The organism is Candidatus Omnitrophota bacterium, assembly GCA_041649175.1.
Lineage (GTDB): Bacteria > Omnitrophota > Gorgyraeia > Zapsychrales > JBAZNR01 > JBAZNR01.
Genome location: JBAZNR010000001.1, coordinates 240,815 through 263,528, shown reverse-complemented (window position 1 = coordinate 263,528; position 22,714 = coordinate 240,815). Strand labels below are relative to the sequence as shown.

Here is a 22,714-nt window from a genome sequence, read left to right as displayed (position 1 = left end):
AAATAGTCATTCATTATTTAACTTTCGCTAAGGCGAAAAAGGAGGACTCCGATTAAGACCGCAACAGCTAAGAATGAAGTGTTTGGATATCAACTTCTTTTGGATCTCTATAACTGCAAACCCGGCGCTTGTGATGACTTAACGTTGTGCTATCAATTCCTAGACGACATTGTAACGGATTTGGGGATGGAAAAGCAGGCTCCGCCGAATATCTTTAGAAGCGATGCGACGCGTTTTCCTGATAAAGCGGGATTATCGGGATGGGCGCCCCTAATAGAAAGTTCCATTGTTATTCATACGCTGACACCAAAAAATTATATTTCCGTTGATGTATATTGCTGTAAATGGTTCGATGTTGAACGCGCGAAAGATCTGTGCAAGAAGTTTTTCGAACCGAAAAAAATCGATCAGCAATATATCGAGCGCGGGATGGATTATTTTAAGACAGATACGAATTATCATACCGTGACGGTCAAAAAAGGTAACGGAAAATTACCGCGCGTGGATGTGGCTAAAAAAGAGTTAGAATCAGTTTCAAAGTAAGGGTTTTGGCTTAAACTTAGTAAAGCGCCCCTGCGCCGTAATATTCGGCGCAGGGGCGCTTGTATTTTATCGTAACCTTGGGCCATTGACATCCATTTCAAAAATCGTTATATTTGAACTAAATTTCTCATCGAAAGCTTCCTATGAATAAAGCCTATTTTGATTATGCCGCGACAACACCGACCGATCCCCTAGTTTTGGAGGCGATGCGGCCATTCTTTTTTGAAAAATTCGGCAATGCCTCTAGTCCACACGAAATCGGCCGCGAAGCTAAGCAATCTATAGAAGATGCGCGCCAACTAACGGCATCTTTTATCAATGCCGGGCTGGATGAGATCATTTTTACATCTGGAGCAACGGAATCAAACAATCACGCGATCTTTGGCGCGGCGCGCGCCTTACGCTCAAAAGGCAATCACATCATTGCATCGGCTATTGAACATCATTCTGTCAGTGAAGCGCTGCTAGAACTACAAAAAGATGGATTTAAAATAACTTTTGTGGGCGTGGATCATTATGGCCTTATCAATCCGGACGATATTAAAGCAGCCATAACGGATAAAACCATTCTGATATCGGTTATGCACGCCAATAATGAGATCGGCGTTATCCAGTCTATCGCGCAAATAGGAAAAATAGCGCGTGAACAAAAGATATTATTTCACTGTGACGCGGTTCAAGCCTTGGGGCGCACGACGGTCAATGTCAAAGACCTAAACGTTGATTTACTGTCAGCTTCGGCGCATAAATTTTATGGGCCCAAAGGTGTCGGTTTTTTATTTGTCCGCAAAGGTGTTAAATTACCCAGTTTTCTTATTGGCGGTGGGCAAGAAAGAGGGCGTCGCGCTTCCACCCAAAATACGCCCGGTATCGTCGGGCTTGGGAAAGCAGTGGAATTATTAAAACAGCGTATGGATAGCGATGTCAAAATCCAAATCGCACTACACGACCGGTTAATTTACGAAATTCCTAAACACATTGAGCATTGCCGTTTAAACGGCCATCCGGCACAAAGGCTTTCTAATATTGTGAATTTTTCTTTTTCTGGCATAGACGGCGAGGCGCTTTTAATGAGCTTAGATATGGCGGGCATTCATGCTTCGATGGGCTCGGCTTGTACGTCCGGTGCGATGGAAGCCTCCCATGTTCTAAAGGCAATTGGGGTATCAGATGAATTAGCCCTTGGGTCTTTGCGTCTTAGCTTGGGGCGATGGACCACAAGCGAAGAGGTGGATTATTTGCTGGAACAGCTTCCGAAAATAATCGCAAGCTTAAGAAAATTAAAATCAGGGAAAAGCTAAGTGCAAGAAAAGATCATTCAGGTCTTAAAAGACCACGACGGTTATTTTTCTGGAGAGGAAATCAGCGAGCAGCTAAAGATCAGCCGTGCGGCGATCTGGAAATACATCCAAGAGCTTCGCCACATCGGTTATGACATCGTTGCTGTCCCTCATTTGGGGTATAAATTAGCCTCTTCTCCGGACAAATTATTTTCTTACGAAATTCAGCACAATCTTCATACAAAGATCTTAGGGAAGAAGATCGAATATCACGAAACATGTTCGTCGACGATGGATTTGGCGTTTCAAAAAGGCGTGGACGGAGCTCCTGAAGGAACGGTCGTTTTCTCCGATGGACAAAGCAAAGGACGCGGGCGATTGGGCAGGGCATGGTTTTCTCCTAAAGGAAAAGGTATTTACATGTCGGTGATATTGCGTCCGCAGTTAAATCCTACGCAAGCCGCACAATTAACGCTTTTAACCGGTGTAGCGGTAAGCCAGGCCGTTAAGAATACTTCAAATATTTCAGCTCTTATTAAATGGCCCAATGATATTTTGGTTCATCATAAAAAGCTTGCCGGGATCTTAACAGAGATCAGTGCGGAAATAGATCGAGTGAAATTTGTTATTGTCGGGATCGGTATCAATGTTAACGCGAAATTAGATCAGCTGGTCCCTGGGGCAACATCAATTCTGGCTGAGAATAAACATCCGGTTTCTCGCGTTGATCTAGCTAAAGAGATATTACGTGAGATAGAGAAGTGGTATTTGTTGTTTCAAAGCAGCGGATTTGAGCCTGTTGCTAAGAAATGGAAAGAACTCTCCGCCACCCTTCATAAACGCGTGCGCATTGCTGATCCCGCGGGCGTTATTGAAGGCATTGCTGTTGACATTGACCATGACGGAGGGCTGTTGATCCGCAAAGATTCCGGCGTTATTGTTAAGAAAATGGCCGGAGACGTTGTGGTGGTTAAGTAGATATTTAAGGTTCCTGCCGCAGTTTCTACCGTAAACCTAATATTCAATCTAAGTTGACAATTAGCTTAGGCTTATTTAGACTAAGGTTCTAGACGGTTGAACCTTAGCCTAAATAAAGAAAGTACGATTGACCGATGGAAGTGGATTTTATAAAAACTATTCTGAAGGATCTGGAGTCAAAGGGTCTAAAGCGTAGTATGCGTGAAATGAACAGCTCTCAGAATCGCAAGATTATCGTTGACGGCAAAGAGGTCCTTAACTTTTGCTCCAACAATTATCTTGGATTAGCGGATGATCCAAGGTTGGCTCAAGCCGCCATCGAATCTCTTAAAAAAGAAGGATTTGGAAGCGGCGCGTCGCGCTTAGTATGTGGGAACATGAACGCGCACGTAGCGCTTGAGAAAAAGCTGGCGGAATTTAAGGGAACAGAGAAGTGCTTGGTTTTTTCTTCCGGCTATATGGCTAATGTCGGGATCATTTCCAGCCTTTGCGGGCGTGGCGACATTATTCTTGGCGACAAACTCAATCATGCCTCTATCATTGACGGAATTCTTCTAAGTGGTGCAGAATTCAAGCGTTATCCTCATTGTGATATGGAAGCATTGGAAGGTTTCCTAAAAAATTCTCAAAATTACAAAAAGAAATTGATCGTTACTGATAGTGTTTTTAGCATGGACGGTGATATTGCGCCATTGGATAAAATTGTCGCCTTAGCAAGGAAATATCATTGTTTGGTGATGATTGATGAAGCACATGCCTTCGGAGTTTTAGGAAAAAATGGTAAAGGCGCGGCAGAGCATCTTGGCTTGGAAAAAGAAATTGATATACAAATGGGAACTTTAAGTAAGGCCGCGGGAAGTTTTGGCGCTTATGTTTGCGGCTCAAAGGATCTTGTCGATTTCTTAGCAAATCGGGCGCGTTCGTTTATTTATACAACAGCGATGCCGCCGTCGGTTGCGGCGGCTTCCAGCGCGGCAATTGACATTATAAAAAAAGAACCGCAGCGGCGAGCGAAACTTTTGGCGAATGCCCAATATCTTAAAGCAGGGTTGCAGAATTTAGGGTTTGAGGTAAGCTCGCAAACGCCTATAATTCCGATCTTAGTCAAAGATTCTAAAATGGCTGTTAAATTTTCAAAAGAATTATTTGAGCAGGGAATTTTTGCGCAAGCTATCCGTCCTCCAACGGTACCGGAAAATACCGCACGGATTCGAGTGACAGTTATGGCGACGCACAGCAGAGAAGACTTGGATTTGGTGTTAAAGGCATTTAGAAAATTATTATAAAAGGGCATTTTGTGAGTTTTTTGCCCATGGGTAGGCCCAAATTCGCTCAAAAACTCCCAAAATACCTCTAAAGTAAACATGCCATTCTTAAGAATTGAAAACATAAATTGGCATTACGAAATTTGCGGCGAAGGCGAGCCGGTCATTTTTCTCCATGGCTGGGGCGGGAGTTCGCGGATTTGGAATCAGCAAGTAGAATATTTCTCCCGCGAATTCAAAACTATCACAATAGATCTTCCCGGCCACGGAAAAACCGATTGGCAAGACGTTGGGCTTCAAGGTATTGCGCAGGGAATCAATGCCCTTGTGGGCCAACTTGGATTGAATAAAGTTAATCTTGTCGGGAATTCCGTCGGAGGATTGATCGGTGTTAAGATGTTTGAGCTTGATCCAAATCTATTTAAGCGTTCTTGTTTTGTCGATTCTCTTCCCAAATTCTTAAAATCGGAAGATTTTCCGTTCGGCTTAGATAGTAAGCAGATCGAAAATCTAAGCGCGCAAGTCGATAGTGATTATCCGGCTATCGTAGATATTTTTTTCCGTTCACTTTTTGTGCGAGAAGAACGTCAAGACGGAAAATTGCAGTGGCTGATGAAATTTCGCAAAGAAGACGACCTCCCTCAAAAAGGAGCTCTAAAAAAGATCCTCGATATTTTAATTGAAGGAGATTTGAGGGATGTTTTTAAGAAAATAAATGTTCCGGTTTTGCTCGTGAATGGAACTGACGATTATATTTGCTCTAAGGATGCTGTTTTGTTCCTAAATAGAATACTTCCTTCGGCAAAAACAACGTTTATTAATAAAAGCGGCCATTTTCCGTTTTTAACAAGGCCGCAGGAATTTAATAAGATTTTAGAAGGATTTCTAAAACATGATCAGTCTTAGACAGAAAAATAAAATGCGGCTGGCATTTTCTAATGCCGCGTCCCGCTACGAAGAAGCGGCGCATATACAAAAAAGAATTGGTATTAAACTTCTTAATAAAATAAGGATCGAGAATAACTCTTTGTGTATTTTAGATGCCGGCATGGGAACGGGTTGGCTGGCGCGGGAATTGTCCAAAACATTTTCAAAGTCGAGAGTTTTTGGTTTTGACGTCGCCGATGGGATGATCAGGGAAGCCAAGAAAAAAGGCGTTAAGGCCATTGGCGCTGATTGCATGTGGTTTCCTTTTAAGAGGGAGTCGTTCGATCTGGTTATTTCTAATCTAGTCTATCAATGGGTTGCGGATCCCAAAAAAGCTTTTCAGGAGGTACACGATAGTTTAAAAACAGGGGGAAGTTTTTGCGCCGCTATTTTTGGGGAACGCACACTTTGGGAATTATTCTTTTCTCTGAGCCAGGCAGACAAAAAATTTGATTTTAAAAAACTTCCTAATCAAAATGAAATTCATCTTGCTCTTTCCCAGTCGGGATTTAAAGATTTTCACGTCTCTTCTGTGATGGAAAAAGTTCCTTTTAACGGGCTTTTTGACGTGATCCGTTGGTTAAAAGCGATCGGGGCTAATCAAAGAAATGATGTTTTCGTCGGAAAAAATCTTCTTAAAAAAGCCGATCAGGTTTATCAAAAGAATTTTTCCGATGGCGGTAAACCTCAGATAACGTTTGAAACTATTTTTGTGGAAGCAAAGAAATGAGCCAGGGGATCTTTATAACAGCAACCGATACAGGCGTTGGCAAAACAGCGGTTAGTTTTGTCTTAGGAGCTCTTTTGCAAAAAAGAGGCTTTAATGTTGGCTACATGAAGCCTGTTCAGTGTGCCGGATGGGACGCGAAGTGGATCAAAAAATCTCTTCGCTTGAAAGATCCGCTTGGCGAAATCAATCCCTTTTTTGCGCCGGAAGCTTTGTCGCCCCATTTAGCATTTAAACGAGCTAAAATCCAAATAAATATTCCTAAAATAATTTCAACATATCGAAAGCTTCAGGAAAAACATGACATTGTTATCGTCGAGGGCGCCGGCGGGCTTTTGGTTCCGCTTGTGGACGATTATTTAGTTGCGGATTTGATTAGAGATCTCAATTTAGATACTGTGATCGTTTCGCGGTTAGGATTAGGCACAATTAATCACACGCTTTTAACCATTAAGCAGGCTCAAGGCGAAGGGATCAGGATAAAGGGAGTTATTTTCAATATATTAAGTAAGGATAAAACCGGAATTCCGGAAAAAACAAATTCAGAAGCCATAAAAAAGCTTGGCGGAGTTTCGATCATGGGCATTGTGCCGTATTTAAAAGATCTAAACAAGGCTAAAATTTTAAAGTCTTGTAAAAATAAAATTAGCTTAAAAGAAATATTAGGGAAATTTGAAAAGCCTAAGAATATTAATTTCGAAGATCTTGATAAAGAATATGTTTGGCATCCCTTTGCGCAAATGAGAGATTGGCTATCGGAAGAACAGCTCGTGATTGATGAGGCTAAGGGGAGTTATTTAAAAGATATCAACGGACGTTGGTATATCGACGGAGTTTCTAGCCTGTGGGTCAATGTCCACGGCCATAATCACCCCCACATCAATAAGGCGGTAAAAAAGCAATTAGAAAAAGTTTCGCATTCGACATTTTTAGGGCTTTCCAATGTTGCGGCTGTTCAATTGGCTAAACGGCTTGTTGACATCGCGCCGAAGGGTTTAAAAAAAGTTTTCTATTCGGATAATGGCTCAACCGCGGTTGAAGTGGCCATAAAAATGGCGTATCAATATTGGCAAAATACAGGGAAAACGAAAAAAACCGGATTAATACATTTAGAACATTCTTATCACGGGGATACCTTGGGGTCGGTCAGTGTCGGCGGGATTGATCTATTCCATAAGGTTTACCGGAAGATGATCTTTAAAACAATTTCCATTCCGTCACCGGCGATCGACGCGCAAAAATGCTTAAAGGATTTGGAAAGTTTATTAAGGAAGCGCGGCAACGAAGTTGCCGCGCTTATCGTTGAGCCCTTGATCCAAGGAGCCGCCGGAATGCTCGTTTGGCCGCGCGGGATCCTTAAAAAAATGGAACAATTATGCCGCAGATATAATGTTTTTTTGATCTGCGATGAAGTGGCAACGGGGTTTGGGCGCGCCGGAACGATGTTCGCTTGCGAACAAGAAAAAGTTTCTCCCGATATTTTGTGTCTGGCCAAGGGGTTAACGGGTGGATATCTTCCGCTGGCGGCCACCTTAACGACGCAGAAAATTTTTGACGGGTTTTTATTCGATTACAAAGACCAAAAAACATTTTTTCACGGGCATACTTATACGGCTAATCCGCTCTCCTGCGCGGCGGCGCTGGCTAATTTAGATGTGTTCAAAACAGAAAAGACATTATATAATCTTCAACCTAAAATAAAATTTTTAGAAAAAAAACTGAAATCGTTCTATACTTTAGCTCATGTCGGTGAGATTCGGCAAAAAGGTTTTATGGTTGGCATTGAGCTTTCCAAAGATCGAACAACACGCCGGCCGTATCTTTGGAACGAAAAAATAGGCATCAAGGTTTGTCAAAGAGCGAGAAAATACGGTGTTATTTTGCGTCCCCTAGGCAATGTTGTTGTTTTAATGCCGCCTTTGTCCATTTCCATAAAAGAATTAGATGAATTAGTGCGCGTTACGTATCAATGTATCAAAGAAGCCACAGAAATATATGATCAATCAAGCTAACAAAAAGAAAGTTTTTGTCGCCATGTCAGGCGGAGTGGATTCTTCCGTTGTGGCAGGGATGATGAAAGAAGCCGGGCACGATGTTGTCGGGGTAACGATGTGTTTTAATATAACGCATCCTAACAACAAAAAGCCTTCTTGTTGTGGTATTGACGGAATAGAAGATGCCAAGCGTTCGGCGCAGATCTTAGGAATCCCTCATTATGTTTGGAATTTTGCCGAAGACATTGATACAAAGATCATCCAGAATTTTACCGATGAATATTTAAGCGGACGCACGCCAAACCCTTGCGTTCAGTGTAATCAACATTTGAAATTCGGTTCGCTTTTTGAAAAGGTGCGCTCCATGGGCGCTGATTATCTGGCCACCGGCCATTATGCCAAGATCCATTTTTCTACAGAGAAGAATCGCTTTGAACTTAAGAAAGGCGAAGACCAATTCAAAGAGCAGTCTTATTTTCTTTACAGCATGAAGAAAGAAACTTTACCTTTTGTCCTATTTCCGTTGGGGGATATTACAAAAACGCAAGTACGGGAACTGGCGCGTAAATATGGGCTTAATAATGCCGAAAAACCCGGAAGCCAAGATATTTGTTTTATTCCGGAAACAGGATATAAGAAATTCTTAGAAGATCGCCTTGGCAAAGAAGTTATGATGCCGGGCCCGATGAAAGATGAAAGCGGAAAGATCGTCGGCCAGCACAAAGGCATTGCGTATTATACGATTGGCCAGAGAGATCAATTGGGCGTTTCCTTCGGCCGGCCCGTTTATGTTTACAAGATCGACAAAAAGGAAAATACCGTCTATATCGGCGACATCGCGCGGCTCTATTCTCGTTCTTTGTTGGCGCATAAATTAAACTTTGTAAGCATTAATCCTCCTTTAAAAAATCTTCGCGTTCAGGTTAAAATTCGTTATAATCATAAAGAAATTCCGGCGCGGGTCACTACATTAGATAATGACCGCGCAAAAGTTGAATTTGATGAGCCGCAAAAATCCGTTACACCGGGCCAATCGGTGGTTTTTTATGATCAAGATATTGTGTTGGGCGGCGGGATCATTGAAACAGCCGAAGCTCCGGAGGGAGATTTTCTAACAATTCAAATGTCGGAAAGCTCGAAAGGTTAATCGATGGATATAACGCTTAATAAAGATAATTTAAAAGGTTTTATTAGCGAAGCGGATTTTTCTAATCTTACTTCGGATATTGAACGTATTCATGATGCCATTGAGCAAAAAAAAGGCAAAGGAGCTGAATTTACCGGCTGGGTTGATTTACCTTCCAAAATAACCAGTGGCGTCTTAAGCGAAATTCAAAAATGCGCAAAAGATCTGCAAAAACAATCGGATTGTGTGATCAGCATTGGGATCGGCGGTTCGTATTTGGGAATTCGCGCGACGGTTGAATTCTTAAGCGAAGAGGTCAAGCTCCCTATTTATTACGCCGGGCAAAATTTAAGCAGTGACGGACTTTTTACGCTTTTAGCGGCTCTCAAGAATAAACGGGTGAGCGTTGTGGTTATTTCTAAATCCGGAACGACCACCGAACCGGCGCTGGCATTTCGCATTGTCAAGAAATTCATGGAGAGTAAATATAGCGGCGCTCAACTTAAAAAAAGAATTGTCTGCGTTACCGATGCCAAAAAAGGGGCGTTACGCGCTATTGCCGAAAAAAATGGATATAAAACTTTTGTGATCCCTGATGATATCGGCGGACGGTTTTCGGTTCTAACGCCCGTCGGACTTGTGCCTTTGGCGATTGCCGGCATCAATATCAAAGACCTGGTGGAAGGCGCTCGGGAAGCACAGGAAGAATTTTCGCAAAAAGATCTCTCCAGGAATATTGCCTATCAGTACGCGGCAGCGCGGTACTTACTTTATAAAAAAGGGAAGATCATTGAAGTGGTTTCCTCTTTTTATCCGGATATGTTTTATGTGGCTGAATGGTTCAAGCAACTTTTCGGGGAAAGCGAAGGCAAAAATGGTCAGGGAATTTTTCCGGCGTCTTTAACGCTTACCGCTGATCTGCATTCTATGGGACAACTCATGCAGGACGGCCAGAGAAATATTTTTGAAACATTTCTGATGATCGACCAACCGCGTCATAAAGTCATTATTCCTAAAGAAAAAGATGACCTGGATAAATTCAATTATGTGGCAGGAAAGAGTTTGGATTTTGTGAATAAAAAAGCTTATGAGGCAACTGCTTGTGCGCATTTTGAAGGCGGAGTGCCGAATATGACATTATCTATCCCTAAAATTAACGCCAATACCTTAGGCCAACTGTATTATTTCTTTGAAAAAGCGGTGGCTGTTTCCGGGTATCTTCTCGGCGTTAATCCTTTTGATCAGCCGGGCGTAGAAGCCTACAAAAAGAAAATGTTTGAGTTGTTGGGGAAAAAATAACATTGACATCGGCCTTAAAATTGGATATTCTTTACACTGTTCTAGTCGCTATTAAAGGTGTTTCCAATCCAGAGGCCCACCGAGCCCAGCAGCACAAAGACACGAAATACAACTCCTGAAACGTTAACAATTAATAAAATGGAAAAGCCAAAAAATCCACTTGTGATCCACTGTCCGGTCGTTAGTCTTTATGACGCGAAGATCGGACAAACCATGCGCGTCAAAGAGCTATGCGGAGATCCGGGCGTTTGCCATCGGCTGCGCGAGCTTGGCTTTTGCGAATACACGGAAGTTTGCAAGCTGTCGCACGGCAGCGCGCTTATTTGCCGTACATCAGGATCAAAGATCGTTTTAAGTAAACGCCTCGCTAAAAATATCATCGTTGAAAAAGTAGAATCTGAAAATACCAATCCTCAAGACCATCTCGTAAAATAAAATTTTTATGGCACAAATGACTTCACTTAAAGAAATGAACGCGGGACAAAAAGCCCAAGTCCAAAAGCTAGACGGCGATGAAGCAGTTTGTTTCCGCCTTTTGGAAATGGGCATAACACCCGGAACGCAGTTAGAAGTGGTGCGTTTCGCGCCATTAGGCGATCCCATTGATATTAAAGTGCGCGGCTATCATCTTTCTTTGCGCCAAAAAGAAGCCGAAGTGATCAAGGTTGTTATTTCTTAAGATATGTCCGATCCTATCCTCTCCAGCGTAAAGGCTTCTTCAAAACAAATTCCCCTTATTGTTGCTTTAGCCGGTAATCCCAACTCAGGAAAAACGACTGTTTTTAATGCCTTAACAAATTTACGTCAAAAAGTAGGCAATTATCCCGGTGTGACCGTCGAGAAAAAAATTGGCCGCATGGTGACAGGCCACCAGCGGGAGATCAATATCTTAGATCTTCCGGGAACTTACAGTTTGGCGGTGCGTTCACCGGATGAAAAAGTAGCCCGAGATGTTTTGCTTGGGAAGATCGTTGATACGCCCAAGCCTGATGTCGTTGTCTGTGTCGTGGATGCCAGCAATTTAGAGCGTAACCTTTATTTGGTCAGCCAGATCCAGGATCTGGGAATTCCGATGGTGATCGCGCTGAACATGGTTGACACCGCTAAACGGCGCGGACAGGAAATTGATGCTGTGAAGCTTTCGGCCGTTTTAGGAATTCCGGTTATCCCGACGGTAGCCAGCCGCAATGAAGGCATTGAGGAACTTAAGAAAGCCATCATTAGCGGCGGAGGGAAAATGCCAAAAGACCGCCCATGGAAAATGCCGCCGGTGATGGAAGCAGAGGTTAAAGAATTCACGGAATTCTTATTTCACGAAACATTTGCCGATGCTAAAACAGTTTTTTCTCAAGCGATCATTTTTATTTCTGCCGAAGACCACACCTTACCGGAAAACAAAGTGGTTGTCGATTACATTAAAAATTTACGACAAAAACTCCAAACGCAAAATATCAATTGGCGCTCAGCCGCGGTTGAGGCACGCTACGCCTGGATCCAGAATATTGTCAGATCCGTTACGAAAGAATCTGATCAAAGTGTTTTAACGGTCACCGATAAATTAGACAATATCCTCACTCACCGGATCTGGGGCTGGGTGATCTTTTTAGGGTTGATGGTATTAATGTTTTTTACCATCTTTTCGGTTGCCAGCTATCCAATGGATTGGATCGATCAGGTTTTTTCCGCCTTAACCGATACGGTTAAGACAATGATGCCACCGGGTGATTTGCGCGACCTTCTCACCGACGGAGTTATTGCCGGGGTGGGGGCGGTTGTTATCTTTTTGCCGCAAATTCTGATCTTGTTTTTCTTTATCGGCTTACTTCAAGACACCGGTTATATGGCACGGGCGGCATTTATTATGGACCGAGTGATGAGCAAAGTGGGTTTGCACGGAAAATCATTCATTCCTCTTCTTAGTTCTTTTGCGTGCGCTATTCCGGGAATTATGTCGGCGCGGACAATAGAAAATCCTAAAGACCGTCTTGTCACTATTCTGGTGGCGCCTTTAATGAGTTGTTCGGCGCGTTTGCCGGTTTATACCGTGATGATCGCAACTTTAATGCCTTCAGCTTCGGCGCCGCAAAAAGCCGGCATCATCCTTATTATGTATTTATTGGGAATGTTAGGGGCTTTTGTGATGGCGTGGATCTTTAAAAAAACGCTTTTGAAAAGTCAAACACCGCTTTTGATCATGGAGCTTCCGCCATATCGTTTGCCATCATGGAAAACCGTTCTTATCAATATGTGGGAACGCTCGCTTGTTTTCTTAAAGAGAGCTGGGACAATTATTTTTGGGCTCTCTATTCTTTTATGGGCTTTGATGACATATCCTAAACATGATGGCTTAACGGCATCCGAGGGTTTAAGAAAAAGCTTTGCGGGAATGACCGGAGAAGCGCTGGAACCGATCATTAAACCGCTAGGATACGATTGGCGTATCGGCATTGGATTGGTTGGTTCTTTTGCGGCGCGGGAAGTTTTTGTCAGTACCATGAGCATTGTGTTCAATATTGATGAAGCGGCTGATGAAACAGATTCGGTGAGGGAAGCTTTTGTAAAAGCTAGATGGCCCGACGGAAGTGTGCTTTTTACACCACTGGTATGTATTGGGCTGATGGTCTTCTATGTTTTTGCCATGCAATGTATGAGCACCATTGCCGTTGTTCGCCGGGAAACGAATAGCTGGTTCTGGCCGTGTTTCCAAGTTTTTTATATGACGGGCTTGGCGTATGTATTAGCGTTGGCGGTTTTTCAAGGCGGGCGTTTGCTCGGTTGGCAGTAAACTTTTCGGGGAACATATTCATGAATGATTTTCAATCTATTGCGGCTGTCGTGGTTGTGGCTTTGACAGCCATTATTATGATCTATCGGAATTTCTCAAAGAAATCGTCTTCTTGCGGCGATTGCGGATGCTCACCGAAATCACCCAGGAAGCCACCATCCCCGTAGCTCTTCGTTTTATAATTTCCTATCCTGTGTTGACATTATAAGGTCAGCGTGTAAAAATAAGAGCGTTAGAATTTCAAAATACAAAATGGCTGATCAAAATAAATTAAAACTCATTATCGGATTATCGCTTATTGCCGTTTCATTTATTTGCGCGGCAACAGCGCTTTATTTTATCGGCAATGCCAATAAATCTTATCAGGAAAAACTTGGCACGCTGGAAGTCCAAATGGCTAATTTGATCGCCGAGCAATCCCAAGAAGCTCTTCCTATTTCCGATGCCCGGCGTGTTAACCGTGCTCCCGTTAATTTAGAAGAATATCTATCCCGCGCCGAAACCATTTACGGTACCGCAGAGTTAAAACGCAAAGAAGGCGTTTTGTGGCTCGATAAAAAGGCCGCTCAATGTGTTATTACCTTGGGAAGAGTGAACGGCCTTGATACGGGAAGTAAGCTTGATATCTTTGAAGCCGATAAAAAGATCGGGGAAGCCATTGTGGATATTCCAATGGATATTACCGCCTACGTAAAACTTTCCGACAAAACGATGGATGATTTTAACAACAGCTATTACCGGGTTGTGATCGTCCAAGATTAATCTCGAACGGTCGCTAAATTATTCATGAAAATCAAAACCAAATCTCTCTTAGGGCAGCTTCTCGTCGATAAAAAGCTCATAAGTGCCCAACAGCTTGAAACAGCTTTAAAGGAACAGAAGAAAACCGGGGAACTTTTAGGCGTGACGCTTCTTCGCTTAGGGTTCGTCACCGAAGAAACCGTTTATTTGCCTATTCTGGCGGATCAACTGGGCGTTGAGTTCGTCAACCTTAAAGAGATCAAGATCTCTCCTGAAGCGATCAACAAGATTCCCGCCAAATTCGCTTATCATTATAAGATCATTCCGGTGGAATTTAAGGATGATACCTTGACCGTGGCTTTAACCAAACCTTTGGACATTCATATCTTGGATGACATAGGGTTGGTGGTGAAGGCGAGGTTGGTTTCTGTTTTGGCCAGCGAAAAAGATATTTTAGAAGCCATTAGAAAGTATTACGGTGTCGGCGCGGAAACTATTGAACAGATGATGGACACCGTTCAGCCGCAAGAACGCACCACCGCGGATTTTGAATCGACGGAAGATATAGGCTCGGAAGCCTCCATTGCTAAATTTCTTCATCAGATTTTAGCGGAGGCCTATCAGAGCCGGGCGACGGATATTCATATCGAACCTTTTGAGGATGAGTTGCGTGTGCGTTATCGTATTGACGGAGTTTTGTATGACGCCCGAACGCCGTCAACGATCAAGCATTTTAAGGATTCGATCAATTCGCGCATTAAGATCATGTCCAATCTCAATATTGCTGAGAAACGTCTTCCGCAGGATGGACGGTTTAAAACACGGGTGGGGCAAATTGATCTGGATTTACGCGTTTCATTTTTGCCGACGCATTACGGCGAAAGTGTTGTCATCAGGATCTTAAGTTCGGCAAAATTGTATAGCTTCGAGGAGCTTGGTTTATATCAAAAAGATTTGGCGGCTTTGGATCATTTGATCAAAAAACCGCATGGGATCATTTTTGTGACCGGGCCGACGGGTTCCGGAAAAACAACGACACTTTATTCTTGTTTAGCGCGCATTAATACTTTAGAAAGAAAGATCATCACTATTGAAGATCCCATTGAATATCAGCTGAATGGGATCACTCAGATCCAAATAAATCCAAAAATAGGATTGAGTTTCTCGGCGGGCCTGCGTTCGATGCTGCGCCACGATCCTGATATTATGATGGTTGGGGAAGTCAGAGACTATGAAACGGCGGAAATCGCCATTCAAGTGGCCTTGACAGGGCATTTGGTTTTTTCCACTATTCATACTAATGACGCGGCTTCGGCTGTGACCAGGCTTTTAGATATGGGCGTTGAGCCGTATTTGGTGTCTAGTTCCGTAGAATGTTTTATCGCTCAAAGGCTTATTCGCTTGATCTGCCCTAAATGCAAACAACCCGGGAAGATAACACCGGAAGCGATCAAAGAATTCGGTTTAAAAGGGGAAGAAGCTAACACAGCGATTTATGAAGGTAAGGGATGTGAATTTTGCAAGATGACCGGTTATTATGGGCGCGAAGGGATCTATGAATTCCTGCTTTTAAATGAGGAAATGCGTAATATGATCGTAGCCCGCGCGACTGCCAGCCAGATCAAGGCCAAGGCGATTGCGGCGGGGATGAGGACTTTGCGCCAAGATGGTTGGGAAAAGGTTAAAAAGGGCGTGACAACGCCCAGTGAAGTTATTCGGGTAACACAAGAAGAGTCGGTGTAGGAAATTTAAAGGGAAAGTTTTAAAGGGTGCCCCGCCACAAAATGTGGCGGGGCACCCTTTTATTTTCTTCATTTTTTATTTCTCCGTCGATAAGATAACGGTTTCCCAAAACGGCCTTACGTATCTTGTTTCATTCAAAGCACATGTTATATTTCTGATGTTGGATGAAACGGAGAAAAGCGATGCGCGAATTATTATTCAAAAATCTTGTTTCTAAAGACCGCAAAAGAACCGAACTTTTTCTTTCGGAGCATTTAGAAAAAGACGGTCTTGCTCAGCATGTCGAAAAAAGGACCGTTTATAAGATCAAAGAGATCCTAGAATTCACGCAACCTGCTGATTTGCAACTATTTATAGATCAAAGAAAGAAAGACGCCCACCAGCCACAGACGTACATCATCCGTACCATAGATAAAAAACAAGCCACGGAGAAATATATCTGCAACATGGTCGGATTGCAATATGCTGTCCTGGGAGACAAAATTTATGTTTTAGAGGTCTCCCAGGGTATCAAAAAGATCATGACGTATCAGCAAAATCCTGCCCTTGCTTAAATCATAAACTTCTGGAGTATCGTTATGGGATCTATAGCGAAGACGGAAAAAGCGCTTTCTTGAAGCGGTTTTTTGCGCCTTGTTTTTACGTTTTTATATCATATACTTTTAACGTTAAAACTAATATTAATATAAATACCAATGAAAACTCCGCTGACCTTAAAATCCAGAAATAACCCCATCTTTAAAACGATCAGCCTTTTTCTAGCCATTATCTTTCCTTGTTCTAACATCCTTCCGTCTTTAGCTTACGCCCAAAATCTTGTTCCTATTCCTCCGGCCGGAAATATGGTCATGCTAAGCCCTAGTTTCACGCCTGCGGTTTTAAAGGGTTTAAAAGTTTTCCCCGAAGATCCTTTACGCTTTGATTTCGTTATCGATTGGGGTGAATCTAAGTTAAAAGGTGACGCACAGAAAAATGAATCCATGAAGCTTATCAAGTATTTTCTGGCGGCGCTCACAACTCCGGAAGATGAATTATGGGTCAATCTTTCGCCTTATGAAAAAAACCGCATTATTCCGCAGGAATTAGGCACTACCGAAATGGGTAAAGACCTCTTAGCCCAAGATTATCTTTTAAAGCAGTTAACAGCTTCACTTATTTATCCTGAAAAAGATCTGGGAAAATCATTTTGGGATAAAGTTTATCAAAAAGCCTATGAGCGTTTTGGCACAACGGAAATTCCTATCAACACATTTAACAAAGTTTGGATCATGCCGGATAAGGCCTCAGTTTATGAGCAGGAAACGGCGGCCTTTGTGACCGAAGCTCATCTAAAAGTCATGCTGGAAGAAGATTATTTAGCTCTTTCCAGGAATCTTAAAAGCACGCCTAAGGGAACGGACCAGATAAAAAGTGAAGATGTTTCAAGCCTAAATAATGTTTCCTCGGCCATTTTAAAAGAAGTCATCATTCCTGAGATAGAAAAGGAAGTAAATACCGGAGAGAATTTCGCGACATTGCGACAAATTTACAACTCTCTTATTCTCGCCGCTTGGTATAAGCAAGCCCTCAAAGAAACTTTGCTCGGAAAAATTTATGTGGATCAAAAAAAGGTGAGCGGCGTAGACCTTGCTGATAAAAATATAAAGCAGAAAATCTATGATCAATATATTCAAGCTTTTAAGGCGGGAGTTTATAACTACATCAAGGAAGATTATGACGCGTATTCCAAAGAAACGGTAGAGCGAAAATATATTTCCGGAGGATTTTTAGGGACAATTGCCGCGAATAATACTTTGCAAAAAGAACCCGACCAATCGAAAGTTAAACTTTCCGGAAATGTCTCCTCCGATACTGTTCGGCTTGTTCCTCATAGCGCGGTGAATGAATTCATAAGCCGGCATATTCCTCGCGACTTGGAACGAAATAAGAAACATATTGTCAATTACCGAATGGCGATGAATTTTGGTCAGCAGATCAGGATCATTCCTATCATCGGGCTTTTAAGATCAACAGGGCAATTGGCTCATATCGGACTTGGACAAGCATATGGTGAGCCTGTTGTTTATATCGATAACGATTATGCGAATAACCGCGATATTTTTAATCATGAAATTTTTGAAATTGCTCAGTGGGAGAAAAAACGTAAGGAGCTCGGGCTTGCGCCTAATGAAATGCGCCAATGGATCCTGGAACACTTTGAAGAAGCGCAAGCCCTCGCTTTGCAATGGCACACCGCCGCCCCATCGGTTGAAAATGTTTATCAGCAAGCCGCTCAACTTGGGCGTCTTCCCTCAGAAGACATCACCGCCATTTATCCGTTAGAAAACGACATCAATCTTGCTGCCGGAAACTTCCTTCCCGACAAAGGCCATGTGACGGAGCTGGATATCCTGGCTGTCAGGCAAGATATTCTAAATCGTTGGCCGCAAAATGAACATTTAACAACAGGATTGACCACAGATCTTAGCCGTTTTGGCTATAAGCCGGCCATGATATCTCATATGCAGGAACATCTTGATCGAGGCTTTGCATTCTTGCCAACAGCAACGATCGATCCGCTGCTGCTTAAGAAAAGTTATCCTGACTATCGTATTAGTTTGGAAGAGGATTATGCGCTAAAGAATGTTTCGGCAGGATCTCTTAAAGAAAACTTTGCAGGATCATTAATTGATGAAAATGGGAGCATCAAGAAAGATTTGCAGGTCAATGTACAGCTTTCCGAGAACATCTTTCTTGCTGACAAAGCCAGAAACGGAATGCATGGGTTCGCTCGACTGGGATTTTTATCTAACGGACGTCCTGTTGTTGCGTTGTCATCAACATCCGGATATGACATCGCGGCACCGGCAACGTTGCGGCAATATAACAATCTTTTATTAGCGGATCAGTTTGGCATAGGGCCCAAAGTTCATGGGATCTTTAAAGATCCTGATGGAAAAATCAATTTTGTGATGGATATAGCCCCGGGCGACCTTGTTGCCGGTGATTACTCGTACATGTTTGATATGTTTGGTTCCGGAGAAAAGGCCAAAGTCAATGTGCAAACATTGAAAGACCTAGTTGAAATCCAAAAAAGATTAAGCCGGTTTGGCATGTTGATAGGATTAGATTTTCAGGCTAATGTAAGCCAGCAAGGGCGTTTGCTGTTGATAGATGCCGACGAATCTATATCATTGGTAAAGGAAGACCCTTATCCTAAAGCTCAAGAGGGCTATATCAGGTATGCCAATTCTTTGTTGGAAATTCTAAGCGAGCAATTATCAGGATTAGACGAAGCCCAAAAATTGTCTGCCATCAGAGAAATTGCCTCGCTTGACCCTCTGTTATTTAGATATTTAGAAAATGATCCGCTGGATAAAGAAATAAATACCATCCTTAGCGAGATGGGACTGCAGAAGCCTTTTGACAAAGGCCGTGTGACGACGCTGGAAAGCGGCGGGGTGATGGTGGCAAGAATACCGGAAGTATTAGATCCTAGGCCGGTGGAAGCTAAGTTTCTGAATAACGGAAATATAGAATATTTAATGACAGGAAATAGTATTGTGAATCCTGAGAATGGTGATCTGACAGCTCTTTATGGCGGCGCCGGAGCGGATGTTTCCACATTTTTATTAGCTTTAAATGCCACAACCGGTTATTTCATATCTCAAGATTATGAAAATCTCACAGTGGAAGATTTTGAAACAATGCTTAAAGATCCTTCAAAATATATAAAAGAAAATCTAGACCCCAGATACCAGCAAAGTAAGCTTGATTTAAGCTCGGCGGACTATTTCTTTTTAAGAACAAAAGAAAAAATGGTTGCCGCAATTGCCCTTGAAATGTTATCGATGGGGGTTGATCTGTCGAGAGTTAAAATTGATCAAGATGGCGGCTACATTAGGATAAAATTCTACTGGAATTATTTAAATGGCGAAGAAAAAGAACGCGCCGTTACTCTTATCAATGCTGACATCACAAAATTTGGGGAATATGCGGCGGAATTAGATAGAAAACTTGAAAAAGGCCTTAAAGTAGGCGCTTATTATCAAAGAGCCGGGTATGAAATACCCAGCCATTATGCGGATGGACAGAGCTTTATAAATTCCATAGATCTATTCATGGAAGATGGCGGATTTTATGTAACGGACGATTGGAGCCGAAATCCCGATTACGTAGACGGCGAGACTTCTTTGGATGAGAAATTTGTAGATTTTGGCGATAAATTTCCGATAGCTAATACCCAGCAGGCAAAGATCGATACGAAAAAAATGAAGTGGTTTTCTATGATCGAAGATGATGAAACAGGTATGCCCGGTTATGGAGAAGGGTTTAATATTCGTCGGAAAATTCTTGGGGGTCAGCAAAATGTAGCAGTAGCTCCAAAAGACGCGGGCCACGTGACAATGTTGGGTGAGGGCGGAGTGCTGTTGACGGGAAACAGTGAAGAAGACCGAGGACGCAGATTAGAACAACTAATAGAGGTTGTTCGAGGATTTCCATACCCCAAGGATGCCATTCAGGATTATCGCTTCAACGATGCTGAGTTGCAAAAAGTGGCGGTATGGTTATTAGATGACGGTGCAGTATTACCCGATGAAGAGGTTTTGTTAAAACTGGTAGCTCATTTGAGCCTATCCTACCAGAGGGGATATGCGTCCTCGTCGCGCGAAAAAGTCAATGCAATAAAAGATTTGATTGCTCAGAAGTGGCAGATTTCGGTAAGCAGTATTGAATATTTAATAAAATTTATCGATAAAAATGCTGAAGATATTCATAAGGTTTCTGCTTCTCAAGCTTTCGAATTAGTTCAGTCATATTTAGCTAATCCCAATAAGAATTTAAAAACGAGATTTACTTACATCTTTGATAATGCACAAGGTGTCAATCAGCGGCTTCGCCAAGCCTCTGCTAATATTAAACGTATTTCTCAAATATTTTCTGAAGATTTTAGAAATGGACGGACAGTTCTGAAAGCGCCGATTGAGGGGACACCGTATTTTCTGGGGATGAGGTTTGGTTTGGGTGAAAGTACTTTTGGGACAGAAATTTTAATTGGTGAAGAAACAGATTCTGCCAATCCTATGGTAGGTGTATTTTTTAGAATAGGATGGGATTCTGATGGAGAAAAGACGATCCGCAATGTAAGAATCGGTGCCGTAAGAGGGAAAACTGAAATCATTAATAAATTCTGGGACAGTATGCATATTTCTCCGGATAAATTCTTATTCTTTGCTTATTTTGAATTAGCTAAACAAAATGGGTTTGAAGAAGTCTTGGGTATTGATCCCTCTTTTATTCCCGCAGATAAACGCATACAGATGCCGTACCAAAAGATTTACAAGCAATTCGGGTTGACGCAACATCATCCTCTAGGTTTGCGGCACACCATTGAAAGATTGTCTAAACGATGGGAGCAGAAAGCTGCTGCGGATGAGAATGTAAGAGTAGCGATGGCTTTGGCCCAGAAAACTTACCAAGCACTGAAAGAAATACCTTCTTATTCTAGGATCGCAACAGAAGAGCTTAGCGATGATAATTTTGATGTTCCTGAGGTGGTTGAAGATTCTTACTCTGAAACTGTAGCTTTGTCAGAAAACAACGCTGGACAAGCACTGCCAATGTCACCGGAGACAGATAAAGGGGGAATTGATTTTGGCAAGGATAAATTAAATGTGGAAGTTCAAAAAGAAGGGCAGGGAATTGCTATTCCGCTTGATCTGCAAACACTAGAAAATATCCGCATTGACGGGTTTATTCCGGTGATCATTCAAACAACGCCTTTTATCGGATTGCCGCTATTTTTAGGAATTTCGGATCCGAAAGAAGATGCCTCGCTTCAAATCTCATCTGCGAAATAACCAATAACCAAATTCCAATATCCAGATAATTTCCAAATGCCAATGATCAATTAATTTGCAGGCGAAATATTTGTTATTGGAAATTAGATTACCCAATAGAATTCCAAACTGTCCCAAAACCGCAATATACATCCTATCTGTTGCAATGAAATTTTAGCTATGTTAAAATTCTCGTTCATAGATGCCAAAATTCATTTATAAAGCCAAAAAAGGCCCCGGGGAAGTTGTCGACGGTGTTATCGATGCGGAAGATTTTGACAGCGCCGTTGATAAAGTGACCCAAATGGGGCTTACGCCTATTGATGTGGCGCTTAAAGTAGCCCTTTCAAATCCTCTGCCTTCTTTTTCCGAAGAACCGCAAGACAAAGAAAAAAGAAAAGCCAGTTTAAGTTTTCTTTCTTCCCGGCGCATTAAACAAGAAGATATCGCCATCTTTACCCGGCAATTAAGCGATCTTATTGATTCGGGTGTCCCTATCCTACGCGCGATCACCGTTGTTTTGCGCCAGACACAAAATCCTTCTCTCAAGGAAATTATTGCTCAAATGCAGTCTGCTATTCAAGACGGCGGTTCTTTTTCCCATGCCTTAAGCCAGCATGAAGCCATATTTTCTAAACTTTACAGCAATATGGTCCGATCCGGAGAATTGGGCGGGAATCTGAATGTGGTTTTAAACCGTTTAGCGGAATTTATCGACAAAGACCAGGAAACTCGCGCTAAAGTGCGCGCCAGCCTCATTTATCCGGCTTTGATCTTAGTGGTGGGAGTTGTTACTATTTTTATTTTGCTTTCCTTTGTTATTCCGCGCTTAACGGTGATGTTCGACGATCTGTCCCAATCGCTTCCTTTGCCGACGATGATCTTGGTGGGTATCAGTGATTTCTTAAGTAAATTTTGGTGGCTGGTTTTGATTGCCTCCGGAATGATATTTCTTGCTTTTAAGAACTACCTTCGTTCGGCGGAAGGAAAGAAATGGTTTGATGAATTAAAATTAAAACTTCCTCTCTTGGGAAGTTTTATTAAGGACGCGGAGATTGGCCGATTTTCAAGGACTTTGGGGACACTTTTAGATTGTGGCGTTACCATTGTTCCGGCGCTTGAAGCGGTCAGCGAAGTTTTAGGAAATGAAGTTCTTAAAGCCGAAATTAAGAAAGTTTCTCTGGAGGTTGCCGGAGGTTCAAGCTTGAACGCGGCGCTTAAAGGGTGCGCTTATTTTCCGGAAGCGGCCATTCATATGATCGCCGTTGGCGAAGAATCCGGACGGTTGGAGCAATCACTTTACAAATTAGCGGATAGCTACGAGCGCAGCTGTGACAGGTCGGTTAAGACCATCACCTCTTTATTGGAACCACTTTTGATCGTCTTGATCGGATCAGTTGTCGGTTTTATCGTTATTTCTATGCTTTTGCCGATCTTTAAAATGGATTTGATGATCAGATAATAGAAAATATCTCATATGGAATTCT

At 42.5% G+C, this 22,714-nt stretch carries 18 protein-coding genes and 1 pseudogene; all 19 read left to right on the top strand.

Annotation, left to right across the window (positions count from 1 at the left end):
• Positions 1-78: 78 nt before the first annotated feature.
• Positions 79-543 carry an S-adenosylmethionine decarboxylase gene (locus tag WC676_01295; protein ID MFA5059248.1) on the top strand — a complete coding sequence of 155 codons (465 nt, stop codon included), beginning with the start codon at positions 79-81 and terminating at the stop codon, positions 541-543.
• 143 nt (positions 544-686) lie between these two features.
• The gene (locus WC676_01290; GenBank protein MFA5059247.1) at positions 687-1,844 is read left to right on the top strand and encodes an IscS subfamily cysteine desulfurase; all 1,158 of its coding nucleotides are present in this window, start codon (positions 687-689) and stop codon (positions 1,842-1,844) included.
• Positions 1,845-2,801 carry a biotin--[acetyl-CoA-carboxylase] ligase gene (locus WC676_01285; GenBank protein MFA5059246.1) on the top strand — a complete coding sequence of 319 codons (957 nt, stop codon included), beginning with the start codon at positions 1,845-1,847 and terminating at the stop codon, positions 2,799-2,801.
• Between the two features lie 134 nt (positions 2,802-2,935).
• Positions 2,936-4,087 carry an 8-amino-7-oxononanoate synthase gene (bioF, locus tag WC676_01280; GenBank protein ID MFA5059245.1) on the top strand — a complete coding sequence of 384 codons (1,152 nt, stop codon included), beginning with the start codon at positions 2,936-2,938 and terminating at the stop codon, positions 4,085-4,087.
• 78 nt (positions 4,088-4,165) lie between these two features.
• Positions 4,166-4,972 (top strand): alpha/beta hydrolase, encoded by an 807-nt coding sequence (locus WC676_01275; protein ID MFA5059244.1) that lies wholly within the window; start codon positions 4,166-4,168, stop codon positions 4,970-4,972.
• On the top strand, positions 4,959-5,723 hold the full coding sequence (locus tag WC676_01270) for a methyltransferase domain-containing protein (GenBank protein MFA5059243.1): 765 nt from the start codon (positions 4,959-4,961) through the stop codon (positions 5,721-5,723). The genes WC676_01275 and WC676_01270 overlap by 14 nt, the downstream gene beginning before the upstream one ends.
• Positions 5,720-6,325 (top strand): annotated as a pseudogene (gene bioD / locus WC676_01265) (dethiobiotin synthase). Before WC676_01270 ends, bioD begins: the two are co-directional and overlap by 4 nt.
• A gap of 54 nt (positions 6,326-6,379) precedes the next feature.
• Positions 6,380-7,732: an adenosylmethionine--8-amino-7-oxononanoate transaminase gene (gene bioA, locus WC676_01260; GenBank protein MFA5059242.1), complete on the top strand. Its 1,353-nt coding sequence runs from the start codon at positions 6,380-6,382 to the stop codon at positions 7,730-7,732.
• Positions 7,716-8,861 (top strand): tRNA 2-thiouridine(34) synthase MnmA, encoded by a 1,146-nt coding sequence (gene mnmA, locus WC676_01255; protein ID MFA5059241.1) that lies wholly within the window; start codon positions 7,716-7,718, stop codon positions 8,859-8,861. The genes bioA and mnmA overlap by 17 nt, the downstream gene beginning before the upstream one ends.
• Positions 8,862-8,864: 3 nt before the next feature.
• A complete protein-coding gene (locus tag WC676_01250; protein ID MFA5059240.1) occupies positions 8,865-10,139 on the top strand; it encodes a glucose-6-phosphate isomerase in 1,275 nt (424 codons plus the stop codon).
• A gap of 138 nt (positions 10,140-10,277) precedes the next feature.
• Positions 10,278-10,574, top strand: coding sequence for a FeoA family protein (locus WC676_01245; GenBank protein ID MFA5059239.1), 297 nt, complete (start codon positions 10,278-10,280; stop codon positions 10,572-10,574).
• Positions 10,575-10,581: 7 nt separating this feature from the next.
• Positions 10,582-10,818: a ferrous iron transport protein A gene (locus tag WC676_01240; GenBank protein ID MFA5059238.1), complete on the top strand. Its 237-nt coding sequence runs from the start codon at positions 10,582-10,584 to the stop codon at positions 10,816-10,818.
• Positions 10,819-10,821: 3 nt separating this feature from the next.
• Positions 10,822-12,924, top strand: coding sequence for a ferrous iron transport protein B (gene feoB / locus WC676_01235; protein ID MFA5059237.1), 2,103 nt, complete (start codon positions 10,822-10,824; stop codon positions 12,922-12,924).
• A gap of 20 nt (positions 12,925-12,944) precedes the next feature.
• Positions 12,945-13,091, top strand: coding sequence for a hypothetical protein (locus WC676_01230; GenBank protein MFA5059236.1), 147 nt, complete (start codon positions 12,945-12,947; stop codon positions 13,089-13,091).
• Between the two features lie 85 nt (positions 13,092-13,176).
• Complete coding sequence (locus WC676_01225) at positions 13,177-13,686, top strand: hypothetical protein (GenBank protein ID MFA5059235.1); 510 nt, start codon at positions 13,177-13,179, stop codon at positions 13,684-13,686.
• A 24-nt stretch (positions 13,687-13,710) separates the two neighbouring features.
• Positions 13,711-15,408, top strand: coding sequence for an ATPase, T2SS/T4P/T4SS family (locus WC676_01220; GenBank protein MFA5059234.1), 1,698 nt, complete (start codon positions 13,711-13,713; stop codon positions 15,406-15,408).
• 182 nt (positions 15,409-15,590) lie between these two features.
• On the top strand, positions 15,591-15,962 hold the full coding sequence (locus tag WC676_01215; protein MFA5059233.1) for a hypothetical protein: 372 nt from the start codon (positions 15,591-15,593) through the stop codon (positions 15,960-15,962).
• Between the two features lie 141 nt (positions 15,963-16,103).
• Positions 16,104-21,248 (top strand): hypothetical protein, encoded by a 5,145-nt coding sequence (locus WC676_01210; protein MFA5059232.1) that lies wholly within the window; start codon positions 16,104-16,106, stop codon positions 21,246-21,248.
• 181 nt (positions 21,249-21,429) lie between these two features.
• Complete coding sequence (locus tag WC676_01205) at positions 21,430-22,689, top strand: type II secretion system F family protein (protein ID MFA5059231.1); 1,260 nt, start codon at positions 21,430-21,432, stop codon at positions 22,687-22,689.
• The last annotated feature ends 25 nt before the right edge of the window (positions 22,690-22,714 follow it).

Coding starts and splice junctions, on each gene's coding strand:
- WC676_01290 (MFA5059247.1), top strand. CDS start 687: ATGAATAAAGCCTATTTTGATTATGCCGCGACAACACCGACCGATCCC.
- bioF (MFA5059245.1), top strand. CDS start 2,936: ATGGAAGTGGATTTTATAAAAACTATTCTGAAGGATCTGGAGTCAAAG.
- WC676_01275 (MFA5059244.1), top strand. CDS start 4,166: ATGCCATTCTTAAGAATTGAAAACATAAATTGGCATTACGAAATTTGC.
- WC676_01270 (MFA5059243.1), top strand. CDS start 4,959: ATGATCAGTCTTAGACAGAAAAATAAAATGCGGCTGGCATTTTCTAAT.
- mnmA (MFA5059241.1), top strand. CDS start 7,716: ATGATCAATCAAGCTAACAAAAAGAAAGTTTTTGTCGCCATGTCAGGC.
- WC676_01250 (MFA5059240.1), top strand. CDS start 8,865: ATGGATATAACGCTTAATAAAGATAATTTAAAAGGTTTTATTAGCGAA.
- WC676_01245 (MFA5059239.1), top strand. CDS start 10,278: ATGGAAAAGCCAAAAAATCCACTTGTGATCCACTGTCCGGTCGTTAGT.
- WC676_01240 (MFA5059238.1), top strand. CDS start 10,582: ATGGCACAAATGACTTCACTTAAAGAAATGAACGCGGGACAAAAAGCC.
- feoB (MFA5059237.1), top strand. CDS start 10,822: ATGTCCGATCCTATCCTCTCCAGCGTAAAGGCTTCTTCAAAACAAATT.
- WC676_01230 (MFA5059236.1), top strand. CDS start 12,945: ATGAATGATTTTCAATCTATTGCGGCTGTCGTGGTTGTGGCTTTGACA.
- WC676_01225 (MFA5059235.1), top strand. CDS start 13,177: ATGGCTGATCAAAATAAATTAAAACTCATTATCGGATTATCGCTTATT.
- WC676_01220 (MFA5059234.1), top strand. CDS start 13,711: ATGAAAATCAAAACCAAATCTCTCTTAGGGCAGCTTCTCGTCGATAAA.
- WC676_01215 (MFA5059233.1), top strand. CDS start 15,591: ATGCGCGAATTATTATTCAAAAATCTTGTTTCTAAAGACCGCAAAAGA.
- WC676_01210 (MFA5059232.1), top strand. CDS start 16,104: ATGAAAACTCCGCTGACCTTAAAATCCAGAAATAACCCCATCTTTAAA.
- WC676_01205 (MFA5059231.1), top strand. CDS start 21,430: ATGCCAAAATTCATTTATAAAGCCAAAAAAGGCCCCGGGGAAGTTGTC.